This is a genomic window from Zhongshania aquimaris, assembly GCF_019312595.1.
GTDB classification, from domain to species: domain Bacteria; phylum Pseudomonadota; class Gammaproteobacteria; order Pseudomonadales; family Spongiibacteraceae; genus Spongiibacter; species Spongiibacter aquimaris.
Map to the genome: position 1 here is coordinate 341,043 of NZ_JAHWDQ010000002.1, position 23,713 is coordinate 364,755.

Here is a 23,713-nt window from a genome sequence, read left to right on the forward strand (position 1 = left end):
GCTTTCTGCAGTCAATGCTATAGCAGTTAGTTGATGAGAGGGAAGTGCTGTGACTCAAGGAATTTTTATATTACGCGCTATCGGCTCGTTTGTGGCATTGTCGATACTCTCAGTGATCATCATTGGCATGCTGTACAACCAAGATAGAAATACGGTGTACAGCCGCAGTCTGGAAAACCTAGATACTATTCGCGATCGCAATATTAATGTCTTCGAGAATGAAGTAGGCAAGTTGGGTTTTGTGCTTTTTGATATCAAACTTGGCATCATCCGCAAGAAGATATTGAAGCCGAATGCGTCGCTCGATCGCCAGTCTTTAGAAACATTTTTATTAGATTATTCAAGTAATAGATTGATTTCTCAAATTCGTTGGATAGACGAAAACGGAATGGAACGAGCCCGAATCGATAGGGCTGGAAGAGCGAGTGAGGCGTTTATTTCGGCGGAAGTTTTACAGGACAAATCCTCCCGCTATTACTATGTAGAAGCAATGAGTGAGTTGGAGGAAGCGATTTATATTTCGCCAATTGACTTGAATATTGAGCAGGAAAAAATAGTGCAGCCATTTCAGCCGACGTTGCGAATGGCCATACCTACCCGTAAAGAAGATGGGCTCACGGAGGGGCTCATAGTGTTAAATGTCGATTTGACGTCGATATTTGATGCAATTTATACATCTGCAAGCGCTGGCGTGGTGTTCCGCTTGCTTGATTCGTCTGGCAATTTATTAATCGATACAGATGACTCAGATAGCGCATGGGCGTCGCTGCTTGGGCTATCGGGTCCGAAGCGAAATATTGATCGCGAGGCCCATTTAAAGAAATTGATTGCACTGGCAGATGACGATGTTGTCGATCAGCATCGCAGCGACACCGAGAGGCTGGAAAGATTAAATGGCCTGTTGAGCACAGGTAAGGAAACCTACTATATACATACTTATTTGAGTGATAGTTATTTACACAAACTAAGTCGTGATGCCCTGCTGGGGCAACTGCCGATATTGATTCTACTCCTATTGTTTTCTCTTGCCGTTGCGGTCTATGTGTATCGTTATGATCGCAAGCTCAACGAGCTGAATAGTGACCTTCAATTTCAGGTAGACGAGGTCAAAAAGGTCAATTTATACAAGTCGAATTTTTTGGCAAATATGAGCCACGAAATCCGCACGCCCTTAACGTCGATTATGGGATTACTGGAAATTATTCGTCGTAATCCCGATGCTGAAAACTTAAGCCGCAATATTGATGTTGCAAGCGCCGCGGCGAGGAACTTACTGTTATTGATTAACGATATTCTCGACTTAAGCAGAGTAGAATCTGGCCGGATTAAGCTTGAAAGCAGCGAGTTGTCGATCGACCCCTTGGTTGATAGTTCCATGGTGCTATTTTCTAATGAGGCGCAAGCAAAGGGCATTGAATTAATTTCTGAGGTGGCTCCCGAACTATCTAGTTTGAGTTTCAGTGGCGATGCACTACGCGTACAGCAATTGCTTAATAATCTTATTGGCAATGCGGTTAAATTTACGACGAAGGGCAGTGTAACAGTTAGTGTTGATTTAATAGCAAGGTCCGATAATAGCGCCACAATACAGTTTTGCGTGGCGGATACCGGCATAGGTATTGATGTGGCGGAACTAAGCCAGCTATGTGAACCTTTTGTACAGGCGGATGTTTCGGTAACGCGTAAATACGGCGGTAGCGGCTTGGGCTTATCTATCACTCGGCATTTGCTTGAGTTAATGGATAGCCAGTTACACGTTGAAAGTAGGTTGACCGAAGGTTCACGCTTTTCTTTTATTCTGCGGCTGCCGGTAGTAGCGGAGCTCAGTGCCGAGATCGTTAAGCTGCGAACGGAATTGCCAAAAAGGGTGTTAATTGTTGAGGAGAATCCTAGGGTCTGTGAGGTTCTCGATAAAATGTTTTCCTATTGGGGATGCAAAACAAGCGCATTGTTCAGCAGCGAGGCTGCGTTCTATGCGGTTGTTGAGCGAGCGGACTCGGGTGAGCAATTCGATCTTTTGATTGTGGAAAAGCGTCTGTCGGAGACTGATGGCGCCGCCTTAATTCAGCGAATCAATACCTACCTTGACTCTCGGGCCCATGCCCGTCCCCAAGAAATATTAATGGCTTTGGAAGTCGATCACGCCGAGGTGCTGAGCGCGCCAGACTTGGCAGGAGTCACAATTCTGCAAAAGCCGGTGACCATGTCGCGCTTGCTGGAGGCGCTTGGGAAAAAGAATGTAATTTCATTGATTAGAGCTGCTGGAACTGAATCAGATTTAGTAGAGGTGCTGATTGGCGTTTTGCGCGAGAAGTTAAGTTGGGCCAGTGCACCTAAAATTCTTCTGGCAGATGACAATGCCTATAACCGCGTTTTACTGGAAGAGCTTTTCGGCAGCTTTGGTTTGAGCGTAACAATGGTGAATGATGGGATGGAGGCGCTTAAACAGGTACAGAATAAGCAGTTTGATATTGTGTTTCTTGATATTCAGATGCCAGTTATGGATGGCCTGACTGCAGCAAGGGCCATGCGTAAAGTGTACTCGGAGACAGAACTACCTATTATTGCCCTGTCGGCGGCCACCTTTGACAGTGATATTGAAGAGGCAGTCGCTGCGGGATTTAATGCCCATATTGCCAAGCCAATCAATGTAGAAAAGTTGATTAATACTATTCTCCAATATTGGACGCCGCTTTCCGCGTCGCCGGAAATTGGAACGCAATCTTTTAAGAAAGAAGTGGGCAGTGGCAGTGCGTTATCTCTTGACGGCTTGTTTGCGATGCCGGAGTTCACCTCAGTAAACCCAATGTATCAATATATTGGTGAAAAGGCGTACCGACGGGTAGCGGTCGCCTTTGTTAAGGATATGGAAAAAGAACTGGTGTCTTGTGAAAATAATCCCGAGCTTAGTATCCGCGATCAGCAGCGCCTGTTTCACAGGCTAACTGGTGCCGCTGCTTCGGTTGGTGCTGTCCGCTTGGCCGAACTAAACAGCGAAATGATTGAGCAAGCATCTAAGGACCCTAATCTTTCACTAAGGCCTCTTTTTGATGCGATTAAGCAGGCAATAAAAATATTGAGAGTATATGTGGATGTACCAGAAGACGAGAATTAAGCTTATTTTTTGTCGCTTTGCATCTCGATATGATACTCGGGTTTGAGGTGGGCATTGACCCGCATTAATACGCGGTATGGGCTGGCGGGTTTAGTAATAAAGTCAACGGCGCCAGCTTGAAATGCCTGAGCTTCAAAAACTAAACCGTCGTAACCTGTCAAAAAAATCACCGGAATATGCTTGGTATCGGGGTGCTCCTTTATCTGCTTGCAAACACTAAATCCGGTTTGATCTGGCAGATCTACGTCCAGCAGTATTAAGTCGATTTTATGTTTGGCAAGGTAATCAAGTCCAGCCTTAGCAGTTTCTGCCAAGAATAATTGACAGCCATGCTCTAGAATCACGCACAGTGACTCTAGCGATGCGGGTTCATCGTCGACGATAAGGACATTCGCGCCTTGTTTAGTCACTGTAACCTCTTAAAAGTTAGCGGAGTGAAGAAGTGAAAATCCGACTAATTTGGCATTCTGTCTAGGAGTATAGTCGATTTGCAGCGCAGAGGAGTAGTGTTAGGTAAGTTGGCGCTGATACTGCAGGATTTTTCCTTTGGCCATGGCTTCGGAAAAAAGCCAGCCTTGGGCGAGCACGCAGCCGCGATCTAGCAGGAAGTGAACGTACTCCTGAGACTCCACCCCTTCGCAAATAATTTTTACATCTAAATTATGTAATAACTGTATCAGCCCCGTTAAAATCTGCGCGTCTTGGGAATCTTCGCTCCCCATTGATTCAAGAAAGACGCGGTCTATTTTGACGGTAGAAAATTTTATACGCTTAAGTGCATAGATAGAGGAATTGCCCCTACCAAAATTGTCTAGAGTTAATTGAAAGCCAAGATCAGTTAAGCGATTTAAATTGTCCAGTATTACAGGGTCTTTCTCAAAGACCAGTGGCTCCGCGATTTCAACGTGAATATTATGGCAGTAATCGTAACCCTGTTTTGCAAATAAAGTTTCAATATAGCTAATCAATTCTTCGGAGCGAATTTGTATTGCCGACAGGTTAATGGATACCCCTGTGGCCAATGACATACGCGAAAAAATACCTGAAAGCTGATAGACCTGCGTTATGACCTGCAAGCCCAGCTTTATCATTAATACATCGTTCTCGATAATAGGTAGAAATTCTGTGGGCATACGAATGTCATCGTCACTGCGGACCCATCTGGCTAATGCTTCGTAAGCGATTACTTTGCCGGTCAGTAAATTGTGAATTGGTTGGAAATAGGTCTTTATTTGCCCATTGGCAAGGGCGTCTTTGAATTCTGCACGTTGCTCAACTACAGCGTGAGCTCGCTGTTGCGCATCTTCATTGTATAGGCTGCAGCAATTTCGCCCCGATTTTTTCGCGAGATACATAGCGCTGTCAGCTGCTTGTACCAGTTTCTCAGCCGTTATTGCATCGTGGGGGTATCGCGCAATGCCAATACTTGACGTGCACTGATAGCGAATATCTTTTAGCGTAAAGGGTTCGGCGAGGACATTTATTAGTTTACTCCCCAGCGTAATTAGTGTTTCCTTTTGTAGTTCGCCACGAAAAAGTACCACAAACTCATCACCACCGAGTCGGGCTATAAAGTCTGTTTTCTTCAGGGTATTTTGTAGCCTTAGACTGACATTAATCAGTAATTCATCGCCGTAGTCGTGACCGAACTGGTCGTTAAGTTCTTTGAATTTATCGAGATCGATAAATAACAAATTCAGTTGCTCATCATTGCGCTGGGCTTCTTTAAAGGTGTCGGCAAAGTAACGATTGAATGCTAAGCGATTTTGAAGTTGGGTGAGGCTGTCTATTTCGGCATGGTCTTTTAGCTGCTTTTCCATTAGCAGTTGTTGACTGATGTCTTTGATAATGCCGACGATTAAGTAATCACTGCTATTTTCTTTAGTTGCTGTACTGGCGTGTAAGGACGACGGAAATATATTGCCTTTGCTGTCGACAATACTGATGCGTCCCATCCAAGAGCCCGAGTGTTCTAAATTGGCTTTGATCTCGTCACTTCGTACCATTTTGGTTGCGTCGTCAAAGAGTATGGCTTCGTCGCAGCCGATAATTTGCTGTTCGGTATATTTGAACATATGACAGAAGGCAGGATTTACTGCCGTGATCTTGCCAGCACTATTCGATACATAAATTGCTTGGTTGGTATTGGTGAATACTAGACGGTGTGTGTTGAATTCTGCGTCGGCAAAATTTTGAGAATCGACAATAAGTAAAGTGATGTGAATTTGCTGTGAGGCGTTTTCTTCCACGATGCTTTTATAGAGTAAGCAGCGTCGGGCTTGGTTATTGCAACGTACCAGAAGTTCTAATGGCTCATGCAGATCTGCGTCTATCCAATCTAAGAATTCAGTGGTTCCACGTTTGATGTAGCGAAGTAGATTGTTGCGCTTAATATCTTGTATACCGTCTAGCAGGTTCGTGTCTATTTCGCGCAGGGCTGCACTATTGGCGTAGAGTATCCAGTATTTTTCATCAATGATTAGGTAGGGCGTCGGATAGCGATCATAATTTTCACCACTACCGGAATGGGCTTCGGTTTGTCGATTTAATACATTTGGTCTTGGATTGTATGCAGGATGTCGTCGCATAGATTCAGCCTACTCTGCCGCAAAAAACGTCACTAGCATTTTGCTAGCAAAGCCGGTGGCTTCGTCTACGTCGTAAACGGTGTGATTGGCGTAAACATGGGTAAAGCCATTCGGGTCCCGCTTTTTAAACGCGTATTTGCTGGGGTAGGTTGCACCCGGTGAGCCGGTCCTGACTCGGTCAAAATGTTGTTTAATTTTTTCTTGCTCGTCACTGGCAAAAAGCTTGAAAAAGGCGTCGCCGCTATAGTCTTCTAAATCGGCAAGGCTAAATCCAAACTGCTGGGTCAATGTTGGATTGATATACTCTATGTGTTTATCAATAAAATTGTAGATATAGGCACAATTTAGGCTACTGGTGAGTATGTAGTTAATTTTGTCTTTATAGGCACTGGTGTTTTTTTCGTAATGAGTTTTTTCAGTGATATCAGTCATGGTGCCCATGACTTTGGTTGCTTGCTTCAGTTCATTGAAAGAAACCACTGCATCAAGTGAAATGATTTTAACTTCTTGATCCGCGCCGGTAACTTTAAAGGTGATAGGGAGCTTGACCTGTTTGAGCAGCATTTCTTTCATTTGGGTTTCGAGGCGGTTGCGATCATCGGGATGAATCAGGCCTATGAAGGCTTCAAATGACGGCTGGAAATCCTCGACATTTACATCAAATAACGCGAAACAGCCGTTGCTCCAAGTTAGACGACGGTTTTCAATATCCCACATCCAGGAACCGCTGAGACCTATTTTCTCGGCCTCGTGCAAGAGGTTGTTAGATTGAATTAAATCGGTGCGTAAAATTTGCAGCTCGCTTTGCTGCTGTTCTTTTTCTTCGTAAGCCATGCGTAGTTCGGCATAGGCTGTTTGCAGTTCTTCGTTGGTGGACTGCAACTCCTCGTTGGTGGTTTCTAATTCTTCATTTGAACTCTGCAATTCCTCATTGGAGCTTTGCAGCTCTTCGTTCATCGCCTGCATTTCTTCGTTAGAGGTTTCCAGCTCTTCAATAACATTCTGCAGCTGGTCTCTAGTGCGGTTTAGAAGACGTTCCTGCTCTTTAACGACTTCGGTGCTAATGTTTCCCTCAAGATCATTTAACGCTGGCAGGGCAAAGGGACGTTCGATATCGGTAAAGACAACCGTGAATCTGCCCAGTGGTGGCAAGCGGTCTACTCTGACCAGCATCATTCTTACCCAAACATTTTCGTCATTGAGTTTAATGTTTTGATAGCCGGTGTCGACAAAGGGCTTGCCGATGTCTATTTCATGCAGTGAAGAGCGCAGCTCTACTACCAACTTAGGGTGAAAATTTTTAAACACATTGTTACTGGGAATGCCCTCATTTCTGATGAGAAGTTCATTGCGGCCTTCGCTAAATACAATATCTTGGTTTTCGTTAACGAGAAGTGCATTCGGCAATATTCGATTTTTTAGGGCCTCCATGATAAGGCCACTGTAATCCTGATCCAGTTGCTTGGTTGGTGATATGACTTGCTTTTCGGCTGCCGGTATTGGGTCAATATAGTCGGGAATCCGGCGATTGTGCATTACTCGCTCCGGGGGAAGGGACTTATTGATTGAAACCGATTGATACAGTTTGGTGCTCTTTGAAATTACGCGATATTGTTCCTGAAACAGGCCGATAGACTCAGAAATTCCCAGCATTAGTAAGCTGCCTGGGTTGAGGGCGTAATGGAAGGTCGGCAATAGCATACGCTGTAATTCAGCGGTGAAGTAAATCATCAAATTACGACAGGTAATCAAATCCAAGCGCAGAAATGGCGGATCTTTATTTATGTCGTGAATAGAGAAAATCACCATTGATTTAATCGGCTTGATGACTTCGTATTGATCGCCTTTAACGGTAAAAAATTTGGCCTTAATTTCTTTGGGTAAATTGAGTAGTGCGCTTTCTGGATAGACCGCATCGCGGGCAAAGTTGATGGATTGCTCGTCAATGTCAGTGGCAAATATTTGGATTTTGTATTCGTTTTTTCTGTCACCCAATAGTTCGCTGATGATCATGGCCAGCGTGTAAGGCTCTTCGCCGGTGGAGCAGCCTGCTGACCAAATGCGGATAATATTGTCGGTTTTGTTTTTCAGATAGAGTTTCAGTTCGCGGCGCAAGACCTCGTATGCGCGGACGTCTCGGAAGAAAGAGGTTACCCCGATCAGCATATCGTTGAACAGAAGTCTTATTTCTTCAGGGTGTGTGTCCATATGATGGAGATAGTCTTCTGACCTCGCGATTTTGAGTGAGGTCATGCGGCGTTCAATACGCCGCAATATGGTGTTCTCTTTATACAGGCTAAAGTCGACTTTGGAGTGTAGTTTTAGCAGGCGAATAATCCCGATATAGGTTTCTCTGGGGATCGTTTTTTCACTAGTAATGATCCTGTCGCGGGGAAACATCACGATACTTTTCAGTTCTGCGCCGATCTGCTCCGGTGGCACAATTAAATCGACATTGCCTGAGTTAATTGCTGAATTGGGCATGCCGTCGTATTTGGCAGTGTTTGGGTCTTGTACTATGCCAAAGCCGTTTTCGGCTTTAATAGCGCGTATGCCACGACTTCCGTCACTACCGGTGCCCGACAGAATAATGCCAATGGCATCGTCGCCTTTATGAGTGGCAATAGACTCAAACAGCATATCTATTGACGGTCGCGGAGTGTGTCGCGCTTCGACATAGCTAGTCAGCACAATTTTGTTGTCGCGCGACATTTCAATATTGTGATTGGGTGGGCATATATAGAGGGTGTTGCCACGCAGGACATCGCCGTCCACGGCGGTAAAGACGGGAATGGGCGCATCCTTTAGCAATAAATCAACCATCATACTTTTATGCGACGGTGATAAATGCTGGGCGACGATAAAGCTCATATTGGTATCATCGGGCAGATTCGAAATCATCATCTGCAGGGCTTCAAGGCCGCCGGCACTGGAGCCGACACCGACAATAATTAATGGCTTATCCGCTGCTGTGTTTACAGAGGCGGTGGTATCTTTATCTTCGGGCACGTTACCTATCCCTTGTGTTCGTTATGCAGACCACATAGCTAGTAGAATGCTGCGAATTCCCCTCCAAAGTTTCCGTGGGGAAATTTACTTAAATCGGCCGTTTAAGTATTTTGACAGTAGGTTAATGCAAAAAACTAGCACCAAGGTACTTGATAGGCGCCTCTTTTGGACGCTGTATGTCTTGGCTAGATTTGGAGTGCCACTCAGTAGCTCCCTTAGTATATGGGGTTTATGCTTGGTGAAAATAAGTATTTTCCGAGATGCGAATTGCGCGCGAGAATTGATTAAGTATTTGATAAATATTAGATTAAAAGCCGCATACCCCTTGGTTAAGGAGCGGGCTTTTGCCTGTTCCAGCGAGCGATTTGATCCAGTTGTTATAAGCCAGCGCGCAGATCGCTATTTGTAATTTCGATGCTGCTAGTTTGAGTTTTATATTGCTGGGCATTCGTTTTGCAATGGATTTTTTGAATTCAGCAGGCATCCGGCCCACTATGCCTTCGGAAACGCGCTCTGCGGCTGGCCCCGTATATCATGCATTTATACCGGACACTGCACTAGTGACATTCACCCGGGTGCCATTTAATCTTGGCACCCGCGACAGTGGGTCAAGGTCGGTATTAGAAACCAGAATATTTCGGTTTACTCCGCCGTTGTAGGTACCTTCTCCAGTTTTGGGGTCGAATGTGCGATGGCCCCAGCCGTGTTCCATTACCGCGACGCCGCAGCGAATGTCTTTCGATAGTTTCGCCTTGGCTTGTAGCTGGTTGGTCGCTGAGCTGACAGTAACGGTTTGGCCGTCGATGATGCCAAGCTTTTCGCCGTCGGCGATATTTATCTCAATGGTGCCGCCGCTCATTTCCTGTTCTTTCATACCGCTCATGCTGGTTTCCACCGACCACGAGTTCATCATTTTCATGCGGCGACGGCCAATAAGTTGAAGTGGGTAGACGGAGGTATCAGCGGGCTTTTCGTTTAAACGCTCGACGAGGGTTTGCACAAATATCTCTGGCGCAATATTCACTTTGCCATTGGCGGTGCTCAATTTTTTGAATAGCGCGCCGAACTGGGGGCGGGTATCTACACTGCCAAGACCATGTTCGGCCTTAATAATGTCTTTCCATTTAAACATGCCGCCGGATTTAACGAGCACCCGAGATAGCCACATTGGCGAAAAACCGTGACTTTTATTACCCGTCCAATTCGCTAATTTCACTGTCGCTTTTACTACGGGGTTTAACCATTGCTTACCCATCACAAACGGTTTGTTCATGTTAATGGTAAGGTCGCGTAGAAACTCCCATTCGTAACGCATACCCTCCGGTAGCTCAACGGCGGCGCGGCTTATTTGTGCCCGTGGCGCTGGGCTAAGCGCTTGCAGCAAGGGATTGATTTCAGAACGTTCTAAAAAGTGATCGCCGGGAATTAACCAATCTGCATGACGGTGACTTTCACGCTGGAATTGATCTATGACGACGAAACATTCCAATTGCGAAAGTGCCGCATCGAGTTTGTCGCCATCCGGGCCCGACACGACTGGGTTACCACTATTCATTATTAAAGCGCGAATTTGGCCTTCGCCCGACGTGGTGATTTCATCTGGCAGTTCGGCGAGGCTATGTGAGCCGGCTACGTTTTTATTGCCGCGCACACGACTAACGGCGTCGGACTTTGGAAATAGTTTATCGCCTGCGGCCAGTAAATCGAGAACACCAACGGCGTAGTAAACACCGCCTTCTTGTTCTACGCGGTTGGTAATTAGATTTAATGCTTGAACAAGCCATAAGGCGAGAACGCCATTGCGGCCCTGACTAACACCGGTTCGACCAATGGCCATGGCGCGTGGTGCCTTAGCAAATTTTTCAGCGAGGCGATAAATGGTATCCAATGGTATATCACAGAGCTGGCTAAGGGCGTTTAAGTCCGCGCTTTGGGCGTGGGATTTTAATGTGGCTAATCCGTGAAGGTGCTGGCTCGGCGCATTGTCCCAGTTATTATCAAAAATGAGTTTGATCATCGCCAACACCAATGCCCAATCTGTTTCTGGCAAAGGGGAGATATGCTGACTGGCTTTAGACGCGCATTCCGTGGTGCGCGGGTCAACAATAACCAATTCTGCGCCGGCGTCTTTACGGGCAAGTACCCGCTTCCAGCCGTCGGGAGAGTAACCTATCCAGCACATGCCGCTGATTTGAGGATTCGTGCCGATAAGGAGGAAGTAATCGCAGTAATCGATATCGGCTTGCAGGCTAACCCAAGGATTGCCGTACAGGTTTTCTGACACCACATGCAGCGCGTTTTGGTCTACCGAGCCAACCCAAAATCGACTTTCGGTGCCAATCGCATCTAGGAACATGGCCTGAAATAGCGCGCTGCCAAAATTGAAGCCGTTGGGGTTGCCGGTGTAGCTGCCGACGGCGTTGGCGCCGTGTTTATCAATAATGGCATTGAAGCGCGAGCCAATATTACTAATGGCCTCTTCATAACTTGATTCTACATAGTGGTCGCCAACCCGTTTCATCGGTTTGGTGATGCGCTTGGGATGGGTCAGGGCGAGGTGGGCCTTGGCGCCTTTAATACAATAATCCCGCCAGCTAAACGTGTTCTCCTTATCTGGCTCTATTTTTAAAACTTGATTGTTTTCAGAGCTTACCTTTAGGCCGCAGGCCTGTTCGCAAATACCGCACACGGTGTAGCTAGTTTTCATTTCACGCTCCGACGCTTTTTATCGTTATGACTTGCTGGTCTTGCGTAAGGGCGCCGACCTTATCTGACGTGGCCCCACATATTTGAGTCCATACTACTGCGTCGAATAATTGTGTCAACAGGAAATAGTTTCTTTATGGTGGCATGTGGGCGAGTGAATCAAAAATCTTCGTAAATGCGTGGCGAGCTCATTTTCTTAAGTCTTTCTTAAATGTCGCCCTTTAGGCTGCAAGCATGAAATCTCGGAATGAGCGCGCAACGATGTATACACAGACAGAGTGTCCACAGACAGATTCAGGTCAAAACGGATTAGATGGTGTTCAAGCTGCTAGTTCTCAGTCTAGCGAAGCACTCGACATGTCCCCGCAATTATTTCTGCTCGGCCGTAAAGCGCCTGAACGGGCTCAAATAGAGGCATATATCGCCAACAAATTTTCCAGCACTTACGGCGCTACCTTGCGGGAATTTTTACCTTTCTTTCTTGTTATGCGAGCTCGCCGCGAGATATCCGGTGTACTTGGTATGCGTCGCGGGAGTCATGGTCATGCTTTGTTTGTAGAGCAGTATATGGACAAACCCGCAGAGCGTCTTCTGGGGGAGGTATTAGGTCGCCCCGTTGAGCGCAGCAGCTTGGTCGAAATAGGCAATTTAGTGTCGACCTGGCGCGGTAGCAGTCAAATGTTGTTTATCGCACTAGCGTCCCTAATTTGTCGAGCCGGAGCCGAGTGGGCCGTATTTACCGCAACGCCAGAGGTACAAAAATTACTGCGTCGCTTGCGGGTGGAGCAGCATACCTTGTGCGAGGCCGATGGTCGTCGACTAGGTGTTCAGCTGGCCGATTGGGGCACATATTACGACACCAAACCCACAGTTATTGCCGTTAATGCCCGCCATGCCGTGTCTGTTTTTGCCAAGCAGCCGATGATGGCCATGTTGCTAAGCAGCTGCGATGCACAATTGGCAGAGGTAGATGACAGCCTGAATCTGCGAGCGCTGTATGAGTAAAATAATTGACGCGCTGCAGCAGGTGGCGAACGTGTCTGGCGACTCGCCTGCTCTTCAAGGTGAGAGTTTGACCTTGAGTTACAGCGACTTGCTTAATACGGTGGCTAGAGTAGCCGCGCAATTGAATACCTTAGGTCTTGAGCGGCTTGGCCTCGCCGCAGACAACGGCCCAGAATGGATTATTGTCGACTTAGCTTGCCAGTTAGCGGGTATCCCCCTAATTCCGCTCCCTGGCTTTTTTACACCAGAGCAAATGCGTCACGCGCTCGACAGCAGCGGTGTCGATGCCTTGCTTAGTGACTGCGAAGACCTCGGTCTTAGTGGATCGGCGTTATTTGGAACAAGGATTAGCCATAGCTCAGTGCCACTTGCGGGTCTATCAACAATCCGTGTTTTTCGCTTAGAGGCGGCATCAAACAAAAGTGTCTTGCCTGATAACACCGCAAAAATAACGTATACCTCGGGTTCTACTGGCCACCCCAAGGGGGTGTGTTTATCAAATACCGCCCAGTTCGCAACGGCGTCAGCCTTAAATGAGTCTTTAATAGACACGCCGCTGAGTCGCTATCTCGCTGTTTTGCCACTTGCCACGCTGTTGGAAAATGTGGCGGGTGTATACAGCGCACTATTGCGCGGCGCGCTGGTGATGTTACCCGGCTTGGCAACACTCGGTTGGGCGGGTAGCTCTGGTCTGGATATTTCGCGTTTAGCGGCAACGATTACCGCATCGCAGCCCGATAGCGCAGTAATACTGCCGCAAATCTTGAAAGGTCTTATCGCCTATAGCGAAGCCGGAGAATGGCGTGCACCGACAAGCCTTACATTTCTTGCTGTTGGTGGGGCGCGGGTGGCACCAGAGTTGATTGCGCGGGGACGACAGCTTGGTCTGCCAGTGTATGAGGGATATGGCTTGTCAGAATGCGGCTCGGTGGTGTGTGTGAATCGGCCTGGCGCCGACAAGCCGGGTTCTGCTGGCAAGCCCTTAGCCCATTGCGATGTCAGTATTGTAGAGGGGCAGGTTATGGTTGCCGGCAATGCATACCAAGGGTATTTGTTGCAGGATTCTGGCGAGCCGTTGCTGACTGAGGTCGCAAGTGGTGATCTTGGCGAAATCGACGACGATGGCTTTTTGTGGCTGCGTGGTCGCAGCAAAAACGTATTGGTAAACAGCTATGGTCGCAATATTTCACCGGAGTGGCCAGAGAGTGAGTTGTCGGCCTTGGCGAGCATTCAGCAGTGCATGGTGGTCGGCGACAGCCAAGCTTATTGCAGTGCGCTGGTTTTCCCTTCACCAGGCGTAAGTAAGCGGCAAATCGCCGACGAAATAAATCAATGCAACACGCTATTACCAGACTATGCCCAGATCCGGCGCTGGCTAGTGTTACCTAAGCGGCTCAGTGTTGAAGACGGCCTATTGACCGCAAATGGACGCTTGCGCCGCAAAGAGATTTTGGCCTATTACGCTGATTTAGTGAATGAGTGCTATCTCGACGTCTTGCCCAAAACTAAGACCACGGTTTCTGCATTGGGCTACGACGTGCCAAGCTTAAAATGTTAAAGGAGTACACAATGGGATTTTATGAGCAGCTACAAATAGAAACAGCCTCCGCGAGGGAGTCGCTGTATCGCATCGACTTTATTAATGAGGGCGTTAGCGGCAAGCTGAGTTTAAACGACTATATTCAATTTTTGACCCAGGCCTATCACCACGTAAAACACACCGTGCCCTTGCTAATGACCTGTGGCGGTCGCCTTGATGAGCGCTATGAATGGCTGCGCAGTGCGGTGGCGGAATACATTGAAGAAGAGCTAGGTCACCAAGAGTGGATACTGAATGACATTGCCGCCTGCGGTGGCGACGCCGAGCAGGTGCGCAATAGTCGCCCCGCAGGCGCGACTGAGTTAATGGTGTCCTACGCCTACGACATGATCAATCGAGTTAATCCAGTAGGTTTTTTTGGCATGGTTCAGGTGTTAGAGGGCACTAGTATCGCGATTGCCGACAATGCCGCAGGGGCAATTCAGCAGAGCTTAGGTCTGCCCAAAAAGGCCTTCAGTTATTTAACTTCTCACGGCGCCTTAGATATTGAGCATGTCGATTTTTTTAAGGGCTTGATGAACCGAATCGACGATAAGCGCGATCAAGAGCAAATTATCCACAGTGCAAATATGTTCTATGGTTTATACGGCAATATCTTTCGTGAACTGGGTCGGCGCGGAGGCATAAAACATGCGGCCTAAACCATTGCGACTAAGGAATAGCTAAGCCATGACAACATTAACCATTGTGTTAACTGGTGCCTGTGGTGGCATTGGTCGAGCCTTGGCTGTCGCCTTCGCCAACGCCGGTCATAACCTGGTGTTGGTTGGCCGGAGTCCCGATGCTCTGGCGGCCTTGCGCGAAGGTTTAGTAAGGCCGCGCAGTCACCGTTACCTAGTGGCGGACTTGTCGTCGGCTGCGGCAATTACCGAGCTGTGCACCGATATCGCAGACGGTCCGCCGATAGATGTGCTGGTTAATAACGCCGGCGTATCGTCCTTCGGCCTGTTTGTAGAAACCGATGATGCGTTAGTAGAACACATGCTGCAGTTGAATGTATTGGCGCCAATGCGCTTGTGCAAAGGCTTAATGCCACTGTTGTTAAAAAGTCAGAACGCAGCGCTTATCAATATTGGCTCGGGCTTTGGCAGCATCGGCTACGCGGGCTTTACCGCCTATTGTGCTAGCAAATTTGGCTTGCGTGGATTTACCGAGGCGCTGCAGCGCGAATTGGCCAATGAAAAAATCGCCATACACTACCTAGCGCCGAGGGCGGTAAATACCGCAATGAATTCTGACAAGGTGGTTGCCATGAATGCGGAGCTTGGCAATACCGCCGACGAGCCAGAAGTTGTTGCCGCTGCGGCGCTAGCGATGCTGAGGTTAAACAAAAGTAGCAATCGCTATTTGGGTTGGCCAGAACGCTTCTTCGTACGTCTCAATGCGCTGTTCCCCACTGTGGTGTCGGGCGCGCTGAAAAAGCAGTTAGGCGCGATTTTACGCCACGCAAAATCCGTCTAGATCTCATTCACCATGAAAGGACTGGCGAAAATGAAAATAATCACTCTTAGGCTTGGTTTCGCTCTGTTGATATTTACGGCAGCGCTTTCCGCATTCGGTGACGACGGCGCTATAAATAGTGAATTAGCCGCTAGTGCGTCCGTTGCTGAACTACAGACGAGCTGGGCGGCGGCGCAATATCAGGAGGATAAGAGTCAGCAAGAACACGATTTTGAATCACTACTACTTAGAGCCAATAACATGGTAAGTGCCAAATCAGATAATCCAGATCTTTACGTTTGGCGGGGTATTATCAAAGCGAGCTATGCTGGCGTAAAAGGTGGCTTGGGCGCACTGAGTTTGGTGAAAGAAGCGAAAGTCGATTTAGAGCGAGCTATCGCACTGGGCGGCGGCACATTGCAGGCGGCCGCGCGCACCAGCCTTGGCTCGCTGTACTTTCAAGTACCGGGTTGGCCTATTGGCTTTGGCAGTGATAAAAAGGCAGAGACCTATTTGCTGGAAGGTTTGGCGATGGCGCCAGACGATATTGATAGCAATTACTTTTACGCCTTGTATTTGATCGATCAAAGGCAGGGTGAAAAGGCGCGCCAATATCTAGAACGGGCGTATACTGCACCTAGACGTTTGGGGCGTGCTTTTGCTGACCAAGAACGTCGCAGAGAAGTGCTAGAATTAATTACCGAGCAACAAAAACAAAAATGACTTAGTTAGGGTGGTACGCCGAATTCATGCGCGTGTTGTTAATTGAAGATGATATATCGCTGGCCGACGGCACCGTAAAAGCACTCCGCCGTGCTGGCTATGCAGTTGATCATGCGGCGACCGGCGGTGACGGGCGGCGGTATGTCGAGGCCGGTCAATTAGATATTGTAATTTTGGATCTAGGCCTGCCAGATATTGATGGCCTAGCACTGCTGCGTGAGCTGCGACTATTGCAGTCCGGTTTACCCATACTGATTTTAACTGCGCGGGATGCCCTCACCGACAAGGTTGCCGGATTAGATGCGGGCGCAGACGACTACCTCACCAAACCTTTCGCGTTTGAAGAATTGCTGGCGAGAATTCGGGTGCTGTCGCGTCGCAATACACCCGTTCGGGAGCCGGAGCTTAAATTTGGCAATGTGCTTATTAATATTGCTAGTCACGAAGTTCGCTTAGATGGCGAAGTGCAAAAATTATCCCGTCGCGAATTTGCGATATTGCGGGCGCTGGCCGATCGTCCTGGGCAGGTGTTTTCCCGCGAACAGCTAGAGGAAAAACTCTATAGCTGGGGAGATGAGGTGACGAGTAATACCGTTGATGTTCATGTGCATAATTTGCGGAAAAAACTGGGCCACGACCTTATTAAAAATATTCGCGGTGTAGGATTTATACTCGGGAGCACTGGGTGAATTCACTGCGCCGATTTTTATTGGTCAGTGTGCTGTCGGCATTAATGCTGGTTAATTTTATCGCCGCACTTCATGGTTATCGCTCTAGCATGGTAGAGGCTGAGAATTTATTTGATCAGAAACTTCAAGCGATGGCACTGCAATTGTCATCGGTACCCTTGCGCACGACAAACAATGCACCGGCGCCGGACGACGAGAGTATGGTGTTTCAGTTGTTCAATGCCGACGGCAAATTAGTGTGGCATTCGGTACACGCGCCAGATCAATACATCGCCGCGAATGAAGGCTTTAGCGAGAATAATTTTAATGGCTATCGCTGGCGTACCTTGAGTTATTTTAATTTTGTGAACGGTCATCGCATTATGATTGCGGAGCGGTTAGACCTCCGCTACCGGTTGGCAGAAAGCGTCATTCTTGAATCGATAGTACCGGTAGTTGTTGTGCTGCCGGTGGCGGGCTTATTGATTTGGTTGATCATCGGGCAAGGGCTAAAAAGCCTAGCGATTTTGGCGAAAATTTTACGAGGCAAAGCAGCCGACGATTTAAGCGCGGTAGACGTGGGACAAGCGCCAAATGAACTCATGCCGGTTATTGAGTCGGTAAATTCCATGCTGAGACGGCTTGCTGAATCCTTTGAACGCGAGCGCCGTTTTTCGGCGGATGCAGCCCACGAGCTGCGAACACCGATTAGCGCGATTAAAATCCATTTACATAATTTGCGCGATGAATATGGGCAAGACAATGAATCTTTGCTTAGTTTGGAGCGCGATGTTGATCGCTTGGCGCATTTGGTAGAACAGATGTTGCTGCTGCACCGAACTACCCCCGATCACTATCCTGCCAAATTTGAACGTATCTCGTTGGCGGCTTTAGCGCGTGAAGTTATTGCAGAGCGTTACGGTGATTTTGTAAGTAAGGATCAAATAATTGAGTTGCTTGGCAGTGATGGTGATATTGACGGAGATCGTTTTGCAATCGGCATATTATTGCAAAACTTACTCACAAATGCGTCAAAATACACACAGCATGGTGGCACGATTCAAGTAAAAATAGAGGCCCTGGAAAACCGAAATCGTTTAGTCGTTGTTGACAATGGACCGGGTATTAGCGCTGACGTAAAAGAACGCGTATTTGAACGGTTTTATCGCGTTGGCGGTGATCGTCATAGCTCTGGCGTTAGCGGTTGTGGTCTTGGTCTATCGATCGCAGAGCATATTGCCGAATTGCATGGCGCAAATATTTCTATGGCCGCCGGTGATAATGATTGTGGTCTGGCGGTCACCGTTGATTTTCCTAAAACAAGAACTGCGTTAAAAGCCAGCAGGAGTTTAGCGATGGAAAAATACGGAGAGAAAAAGTGAGCAGTTTACGAGTATTAATGACGGCAGCTTTTCGACTCGTATTATTTGCCGTAAGCGTGCTTTTTTACATGCCGGCCATTGCCGGTAAGCCAGAGTTTGAAGTTGCGATTAGACAACATTTATTCGAACCGTCGGTTATTGTAATACCAGCAAATACCAAAATTAAATTGTGGGTCAGCAATGAAGATACTACACCCGAAGAGTTTGAAAGCTACGAATTAAACAGAGAAAAGGTCGTGTTAGGTGGGCAGCGGTCGCTCATCTTTATCGGTCCGTTGCCCGCCGGTGAATATCCTTTTTTTGGCGAATTTAATCCCAAAAGTGCACAGGGGAAAATCATTGCGGAATAAATTTGCAGATCGCTTTTATACAGGTTGGTGTCAATGCTATTAACCAGTGTGATCATCGTACTTCGCGAAGTGCTAGAGGCTGCATTGCTGGTTAGCATATTAATGTCGCTGTGCTTCAAACTGGGCATCGAACGTAGTTGGTTTAAGTGGGGCGTGCTCGGTGGCGTAGTGGGGTCAATTGGCTTAGGTAGTCAGCTAGGTTTTATATCTAGTCTATTTGGTGGTATAGGCCAAGAAGTTGTCGATGCGGGTTTGCAAATATTTATTTATATCTGTCTTCTCTATATCTGTGTTGAATTTATAAACCATTACTATCAGCGGCACGCTGTTAGTGGGACATTACGAGCTGTGCTGGTGATCATTATCCTTTGTGCAATGTCGCGAGAAGGCTCGGAGATATATATTTATTTGTCTGCCTTTCAAAGCCTGCCGCACGCTAGTGTAAGTTTATATAGTGGTTCGATTATTGGTTTAGGCATCGGGCTTAGCTGTTGTGCGCTGTTTTACTATTGTTTGTTAAGTTTTTCATTGCTGCGAACGTTGATTTTAGGTTGCATGTTATTAACGGTGGTCGCTAGTGGCATGTTACTGCAAGCGGGAAAAATGCTGATTCAGGCTGATTTATTGCCAGACGGCCAGCTATGGGATAGCAGTGCAGTGCTATCAGAAGAGAGTCTGTCGGGACAATTGCTCTATGCGCTTGCCGGCTATGAGGCAACGCCCGCTCCGGCTCAACTAGTGCTTTATCTGTTTGGCGTGGTATGTATGGCGGCGGTAGTACTGACGCGCTATTGGCATTGGCAGCGACGTAAAGTAAGCGCAAAGGTGGCTGGCTATGAAGAATAATTGCGCCAATTATTTTTCAGCGATAGCCGTAGTAATGGGCGCGGCTTCATTGGCTAGTGCCGACGGCTTACCGGTGGACAAAATATACGCGCCCTATGTAAACAGTTTAGAAAAGGAATTGGAATACCGCTTAAGTCAGGCGGAGGGCGGCTTGCAGGCACCTGATGGTTTCATTATTCAACGCCTTGGTTTTGGTGCCGCCATTACAGACAGCATTGCCTTAGAGGTCTACCTCAGCGCGCAGGGTCAAGACGATGCCAATCGACTAAGTGGCTATGAATTAGAGGCGCGTTGGCAAATTACGGAGCAGGGCGAGTATGCGGTTGATTGGGGTGCAATTGTTGAGTATGAGCATAGTCGCGACAGCGATGTTGAAGAGCTTGCTGGAAAAATAATAGCCTTAAAGGAGTGGGGTGCCTTTGTTGGAACGGCCAACGCCAGTATCATTTATGAATCCAGTGAGACAAGGGGTGATGAGTTTGAAACCGCCTTGTCGCTGCAGGCGCGCTACCGCTATCGCCCGATGTTAGAACCGGCGTTAGAATTTTATTCGGCGGAGGATTATCGCGGCATTGGCCCTGTATTGGTGGGCGCTGCTCGTTTGAGTGGGGCGAATAGTTTGCGCTGGGAAGTGGGAACGGTGTTTGGTTTAGATGACGATAGTGCGGATTTCAGCTTTCGTCTTATGCTGGAATACGAGTTTTACTGATCATCTGAACTGTCTTCTGGATTGCGCCTACCCGCCATTTTTTGCCTAAAAAACAGCGGGAAGCGATTGTTGATATACGATTGTTCGCGCATCACATGGTGAAAGCTGATGCTATTGTTTAAGGTCACGACCGCGCCGCGCTCGTCTAGGCGATAAACAGTGCCTTCAATAAATTCAGATTCCTGATCGTGAAAAAGTATCTTGCCGCAAATGGCCTCGCCGACTTGAAACGGCTTGCCATGCTGTAGCTCAATCACCACACTTTTTTCTGAAATTTCCAATACCTTATACGAGTCGCCAGTATTGGTATTCAAGGGCGGCTGCGCGGTTCTTGGGTAGGGAAGACGAAAAAATCGCCGCCGCTGGCTGTCTTTACGGTCACTCATCGCTATTTTATGGTTACCTAGCATCGTTATCTCATCTTCTTTGTAAAGCAAAGTGACTGGCTTGTCGAACCATCATCACGGTGACCTTACTCTATTATCGGCAGCGGTGAGGATTTCTTAAACCGAGGCGTAGACCGTGCGATTTGAAAGCCAGCGCTGTATCAGTGGCTTAACGTGGCTGGGGTGGGCTTGCATGATGTGTTGGGCCTGCTCTCGCACGTCATCGAGTAAGTCGGTATCGCGCTGTAAGTCGGCAATTTTAAAGCTCATTAAACCTGTTTGCCGTGTGCCTAAAACTTCACCTGGTCCGCGCAGCTGTAAATCCTGCTCGGCGATCACAAAGCCGTCGGTGCTGTCGCGCAGCGCGGTCAGGCGCTGTTTGCCATTGCGTGAAAGCGGCGATTGATAGAGCAATACGCAAAAGCTTTGCCGACTGCCACGGCCAACGCGACCGCGTAATTGATGCAGCTGGGCGAGGCCCAGGCGCTCCGCATTTTCAATAATCATCAAGGAGGCATTGGGTACATCGACCCCGACTTCGATGACGGTGGTTGCCACTAGTAAATTTAGTTTAGCCGCCTTGAAGTCGGCCATGACCTCGGCCTTCTCTTTTGGCTTCATACGGCCATGTACCAAACCGACGCGGAGTTCGGGCAGGGTTTCTTTCAATAATTCCCAGCTTGCCTCGGCCGCTTGGGCCTGCAATTTGTCTGACTCTTCGATCAGCGTGCACACCCAGTACGCTTGCTGGCCGCTGGCGCAAACCGCGCGCAGGCGCTCCATCACATCGTCGCGGCGATCATTGGCGAGCACCACGGTGTTTACAGGACTGCGGCCAGGGGGTAATTCGTCAATGATTGAGGTATCAAGATCGGCATAGGCCGTCATCGCCAGCGTGCGGGGAATCGGGGTGGCGGTCATGATTAATTGATGGGGCTGTCCCACATTGGCGGCGGCTTTTTGCTTTAGGGCGAGGCGTTGATGAACACCGAAGCGGTGTTGCTCATCGATAATGACCAAGCCCAGCTTGGCAAACTCCACATCACTCTGAAACAGGGCGTGGGTGCCCACCGCGACATGGGCGCCGTGATTGGCTATCGCCTCGCTTTGCAGCTGCCGTGCCTTGCCTTTGAGTTTGCCGGTGAGCCACGCCACGTTCAGGCCCAGCGGCTCCAACCACTGACTAAAGTTTTGATAGTGCTGTTCGGCGAGAATTTCAGTAGGTGCCATTATCGCGACTTGATAGCCGCTGCTGACTGCCCGCAGTGCGGCCAGCGCCGCCACTGCGGTTTTACCGCTGCCGACATCGCCCTGTACTAAGCGCAGCATCGGAATGTGGCCGTGTAAGTCTTTGGCAATTTCTGCGGCGACTCGCTTTTGCGCACCGGTGAGGGTAAAGCCAAGCTGCTCTAAAAAGGCCTTTTGTAGTTTCTTAGGTCCGTCGAGCGCTGGTGCACCGGAGCGCTGGGTTTCGCGCCGCAATTCTTGCAATGCAAGATTGTGGGCAAGCAGTTCTTCAAACGCGAGGCGTCGCTGGCTGGGGTGGCGGCCGTCTTGTAATTGGCTGATAGACGCATCTGTTGGTGGGTGGTGTAAATAGCGCAGTGCGTTTGCTAGCGTCCAATGGTCGCGGCTGAGTTGCGCCGGTAGTGTGCCGTTGGGCAGCCATTCGCTAATGGGGTGACTATCTAAATAGTGCAGCGCTTGATCACATAATTTACGCCAGCTGGTTTGAGCAAAGCCTTCGGTGCTTGGGTAGATCGGCGTGAGTCGCTCCTCTACTGCAACAGGGGCGTCGTCGCTAATAACGCTGTATTCGGGGTGATAAAATTCTAAACCGCCACTGCCACGGCGCGCTTCACCATAGCAGCGCAACTTGGTGCCCGGAGTGAGTTGCGCTTTCTGGGCGGCATTAAAATGGAAAAAGCGCAGGGTGGTGGTGCCGGTATTGTCTTGTAGTCGGCAGACAAGACTGCGCCGTCGGCCAAATACAATATCCGCGAGCAAGACCGTACCTTCAAAAACCACGTCAGTATTTAATTGCAGCGCTCCTAGCGGCGTAATGCGAGTGCGGTCTTGATAGCGGAGCGGTAAATGAAAGAGTAAATCTTGAATCGAGTTGATGCCCAGCGCCGCTAGCTTTTCCTGTAGGCGTGGTCCAACACCTTTTAAGGTGTTTACACTAACTTGATGGAGAGCTTGGGTCATTAAGCGGTGCTGGCCGTCAATTCGGGCGCGGCGGCTTTAATCGCTTTGCTAATCACATCGATGGCTTGGTGGCGTGGAAAACTCGTTCGCCAGGCAAGGGCGACGGTGCGGGTGGGCGGAATAGCGAACGGTCGAATACACAATACACCGTCACCGTAAGGGGCGACCTGAGCCGCCGACAGCGGCAATATGGTAATGCCTAGTTTAGATACCACCATGTGCTTTAGCGTCTCTAAAGAGCTGCCTTCGACAACTGATTGTAATAGGCGGTCGCCATTGGCAAAGGTTTGACGCAGGCCGGGGCAGGCGGCCATGACTTGATCGCGGAAGCAGTGACCTTCTCCTAGCAGGAGTACATTTTCATTGAGCAGATCGTCGTGTTGTAGTTTTGTCTTTTTCGTTAAGGGGTGATCATTGGGCAGTAATACCACGAAGGGTTCTTCGTAAAGGGCCTGGGTAACCACATCGCTTTCATTAAAGGGCAGTGCGACGATGATGGCGTCTAGTTTAGATGCGCGTAGCCTTTCCCTCAGTGTGCCGGTGAGATTCTCTTCTATATAAAGAGGCATCTCTGGTGCGAGTTCGCGGATGACCGGAATGCAACGCGGGTATAAATACGGCCCCACGGTGTGAATGGCGCCAATCGCCAGCGGCGTGCCCAGCGGGTCGCGACCTTGGTTGGCAAGTTCGCGGATATGATCGGCTTGTTCCAACACAATCTTGGCTTGTTGAATAACCTGCTCGCCTACTGGGGTGGTTTGTATTTGGCTGCGGCTGCGTTCAAACAGAGATATGCCTAATTCGTCTTCCAATTTTTTAATCGCGACACTTAGGGTGGGTTGGCTGACATGGCATTTTTCTGCGGCTTTGCCGAAATGGCCGGTCTCTTTTAAGGCGAGAATGTAGCGCAATTCTGTAAGCGTCATAAAAAAACCTAAGTTGATAGTTAATAGCTATGGCGCTAAATAGTACATGCTG

General features: G+C 48.5%; 18 protein-coding genes. 11 read left to right on the forward strand and 7 right to left on the reverse strand.

The annotated features are described in order from the left end of the window. Positions 1 to 49 precede the first annotated feature (49 nt). A complete protein-coding gene (locus KXJ70_RS10385) occupies positions 50 to 3,115 on the forward strand; it encodes a hybrid sensor histidine kinase/response regulator (RefSeq protein ID WP_219043434.1) in 3,066 nt (1,021 codons plus the stop codon). A gap of 2 nt (positions 3,116 to 3,117) precedes the next feature. Here the strand turns inward: KXJ70_RS10385 and KXJ70_RS10390 are convergent, their stop codons facing one another. The 4 genes from KXJ70_RS10390 to KXJ70_RS10405 all read right to left on the reverse strand — a co-directional run bounded on the left by KXJ70_RS10390 (position 3,118) and on the right by KXJ70_RS10405 (position 11,419). Beyond that, on the reverse strand, positions 3,118 to 3,525 hold the full coding sequence (locus KXJ70_RS10390) for a response regulator (protein ID WP_219043435.1): 408 nt from the start codon (positions 3,523 to 3,525) through the stop codon (positions 3,118 to 3,120). A gap of 99 nt (positions 3,526 to 3,624) precedes the next feature. Further along, a complete protein-coding gene (locus KXJ70_RS10395; protein WP_219043436.1) occupies positions 3,625 to 5,703 on the reverse strand; it encodes a sensor domain-containing protein in 2,079 nt (692 codons plus the stop codon). 9 nt (positions 5,704 to 5,712) lie between these two features. Then, a complete protein-coding gene (locus tag KXJ70_RS10400) occupies positions 5,713 to 8,712 on the reverse strand; it encodes a chemotaxis protein CheB (protein WP_219043437.1) in 3,000 nt (999 codons plus the stop codon). A 532-nt stretch (positions 8,713 to 9,244) separates the two neighbouring features. Continuing rightward, positions 9,245 to 11,419 (reverse strand): molybdopterin-containing oxidoreductase family protein, encoded by a 2,175-nt coding sequence (locus tag KXJ70_RS10405; RefSeq protein WP_219043438.1) that lies wholly within the window; start codon positions 11,417 to 11,419, stop codon positions 9,245 to 9,247. Positions 11,420 to 11,652: 233 nt separating this feature from the next. Between KXJ70_RS10405 and KXJ70_RS10410 the strand changes: the two genes are divergently transcribed. From KXJ70_RS10410 to KXJ70_RS10455, 10 genes are read left to right on the forward strand one after another with little or no spacing between them, the layout of a single operon-like run. Continuing rightward, the gene (locus KXJ70_RS10410) at positions 11,653 to 12,423 is read left to right on the forward strand and encodes a thermostable hemolysin (protein WP_219043439.1); all 771 of its coding nucleotides are present in this window, start codon (positions 11,653 to 11,655) and stop codon (positions 12,421 to 12,423) included. Continuing rightward, positions 12,416 to 13,981 (forward strand): AMP-binding protein, encoded by a 1,566-nt coding sequence (locus KXJ70_RS10415; protein WP_219043440.1) that lies wholly within the window; start codon positions 12,416 to 12,418, stop codon positions 13,979 to 13,981. The genes KXJ70_RS10410 and KXJ70_RS10415 overlap by 8 nt, the downstream gene beginning before the upstream one ends. A gap of 11 nt (positions 13,982 to 13,992) precedes the next feature. Next, the gene (locus KXJ70_RS10420) at positions 13,993 to 14,664 is read left to right on the forward strand and encodes an iron-containing redox enzyme family protein (protein WP_219043441.1); all 672 of its coding nucleotides are present in this window, start codon (positions 13,993 to 13,995) and stop codon (positions 14,662 to 14,664) included. A gap of 28 nt (positions 14,665 to 14,692) precedes the next feature. Further along, a complete protein-coding gene (locus tag KXJ70_RS10425) occupies positions 14,693 to 15,484 on the forward strand; it encodes an SDR family oxidoreductase (RefSeq protein ID WP_219043442.1) in 792 nt (263 codons plus the stop codon). 30 nt (positions 15,485 to 15,514) lie between these two features. Then, complete coding sequence (locus KXJ70_RS10430) at positions 15,515 to 16,186, forward strand: tetratricopeptide repeat protein (protein ID WP_219043443.1); 672 nt, start codon at positions 15,515 to 15,517, stop codon at positions 16,184 to 16,186. A 26-nt stretch (positions 16,187 to 16,212) separates the two neighbouring features. Further along, positions 16,213 to 16,875: a response regulator gene (locus KXJ70_RS10435; protein ID WP_219043444.1), complete on the forward strand. Its 663-nt coding sequence runs from the start codon at positions 16,213 to 16,215 to the stop codon at positions 16,873 to 16,875. Continuing rightward, a complete protein-coding gene (locus KXJ70_RS10440; protein ID WP_219043445.1) occupies positions 16,872 to 18,236 on the forward strand; it encodes a sensor histidine kinase in 1,365 nt (454 codons plus the stop codon). The genes KXJ70_RS10435 and KXJ70_RS10440 overlap by 4 nt, the downstream gene beginning before the upstream one ends. Beyond that, positions 18,233 to 18,586: a cupredoxin domain-containing protein gene (locus KXJ70_RS10445; RefSeq protein ID WP_369409770.1), complete on the forward strand. Its 354-nt coding sequence runs from the start codon at positions 18,233 to 18,235 to the stop codon at positions 18,584 to 18,586. The genes KXJ70_RS10440 and KXJ70_RS10445 overlap by 4 nt, the downstream gene beginning before the upstream one ends. 33 nt (positions 18,587 to 18,619) lie before the next feature. Next, positions 18,620 to 19,432: an FTR1 family protein gene (locus tag KXJ70_RS10450; protein WP_219043446.1), complete on the forward strand. Its 813-nt coding sequence runs from the start codon at positions 18,620 to 18,622 to the stop codon at positions 19,430 to 19,432. Beyond that, positions 19,422 to 20,141: a hypothetical protein gene (locus KXJ70_RS10455; protein ID WP_219043447.1), complete on the forward strand. Its 720-nt coding sequence runs from the start codon at positions 19,422 to 19,424 to the stop codon at positions 20,139 to 20,141. The genes KXJ70_RS10450 and KXJ70_RS10455 overlap by 11 nt, the downstream gene beginning before the upstream one ends. Here KXJ70_RS10455 and KXJ70_RS10460 read toward each other — a convergent pair. From KXJ70_RS10460 to KXJ70_RS10470, 3 genes are all read right to left on the reverse strand, one after another. Further along, positions 20,135 to 20,551: a hypothetical protein gene (locus KXJ70_RS10460; RefSeq protein WP_219043448.1), complete on the reverse strand. Its 417-nt coding sequence runs from the start codon at positions 20,549 to 20,551 to the stop codon at positions 20,135 to 20,137. The two genes, KXJ70_RS10455 and KXJ70_RS10460, sit on opposite strands and share 7 nt — an antisense overlap. A gap of 93 nt (positions 20,552 to 20,644) precedes the next feature. Further along, positions 20,645 to 22,735, reverse strand: a complete 2,091-nt coding sequence (gene recG / locus KXJ70_RS10465) for an ATP-dependent DNA helicase RecG (protein ID WP_219043449.1) — start codon at positions 22,733 to 22,735, stop codon at positions 20,645 to 20,647. Further along, positions 22,735 to 23,661, reverse strand: a complete 927-nt coding sequence (locus tag KXJ70_RS10470) for a hydrogen peroxide-inducible genes activator (RefSeq protein WP_219043450.1) — start codon at positions 23,659 to 23,661, stop codon at positions 22,735 to 22,737. Before KXJ70_RS10470 ends, recG begins: the two co-directional genes overlap by 1 nt. Positions 23,662 to 23,713: the final 52 nt, after the last annotated feature.

What these genes read in the sequence shown, in the direction of transcription:
- KXJ70_RS10395 (WP_219043436.1), bottom strand. Translation starts at nt 5,703, where the DNA reads ATGCGACGACATCCTGCATACAATCCAAGACCAAATGTATTAAATCGA.
- KXJ70_RS10405 (WP_219043438.1), bottom strand. Translation starts at nt 11,419, where the DNA reads ATGAAAACTAGCTACACCGTGTGCGGTATTTGCGAACAGGCCTGCGGC.
- KXJ70_RS10410 (WP_219043439.1), top strand. Translation starts at nt 11,653, where the DNA reads ATGAAATCTCGGAATGAGCGCGCAACGATGTATACACAGACAGAGTGT.
- KXJ70_RS10415 (WP_219043440.1), top strand. Translation starts at nt 12,416, where the DNA reads ATGAGTAAAATAATTGACGCGCTGCAGCAGGTGGCGAACGTGTCTGGC.
- KXJ70_RS10420 (WP_219043441.1), top strand. Translation starts at nt 13,993, where the DNA reads ATGGGATTTTATGAGCAGCTACAAATAGAAACAGCCTCCGCGAGGGAG.
- KXJ70_RS10425 (WP_219043442.1), top strand. Translation starts at nt 14,693, where the DNA reads ATGACAACATTAACCATTGTGTTAACTGGTGCCTGTGGTGGCATTGGT.
- KXJ70_RS10430 (WP_219043443.1), top strand. Translation starts at nt 15,515, where the DNA reads ATGAAAATAATCACTCTTAGGCTTGGTTTCGCTCTGTTGATATTTACG.
- KXJ70_RS10435 (WP_219043444.1), top strand. Translation starts at nt 16,213, where the DNA reads ATGCGCGTGTTGTTAATTGAAGATGATATATCGCTGGCCGACGGCACC.
- KXJ70_RS10450 (WP_219043446.1), top strand. Translation starts at nt 18,620, where the DNA reads ATGCTATTAACCAGTGTGATCATCGTACTTCGCGAAGTGCTAGAGGCT.
- KXJ70_RS10455 (WP_219043447.1), top strand. Translation starts at nt 19,422, where the DNA reads ATGAAGAATAATTGCGCCAATTATTTTTCAGCGATAGCCGTAGTAATG.
- KXJ70_RS10460 (WP_219043448.1), bottom strand. Translation starts at nt 20,551, where the DNA reads ATGCTAGGTAACCATAAAATAGCGATGAGTGACCGTAAAGACAGCCAG.
- recG (WP_219043449.1), bottom strand. Translation starts at nt 22,735, where the DNA reads ATGACCCAAGCTCTCCATCAAGTTAGTGTAAACACCTTAAAAGGTGTT.
- KXJ70_RS10470 (WP_219043450.1), bottom strand. Translation starts at nt 23,661, where the DNA reads ATGACGCTTACAGAATTGCGCTACATTCTCGCCTTAAAAGAGACCGGC.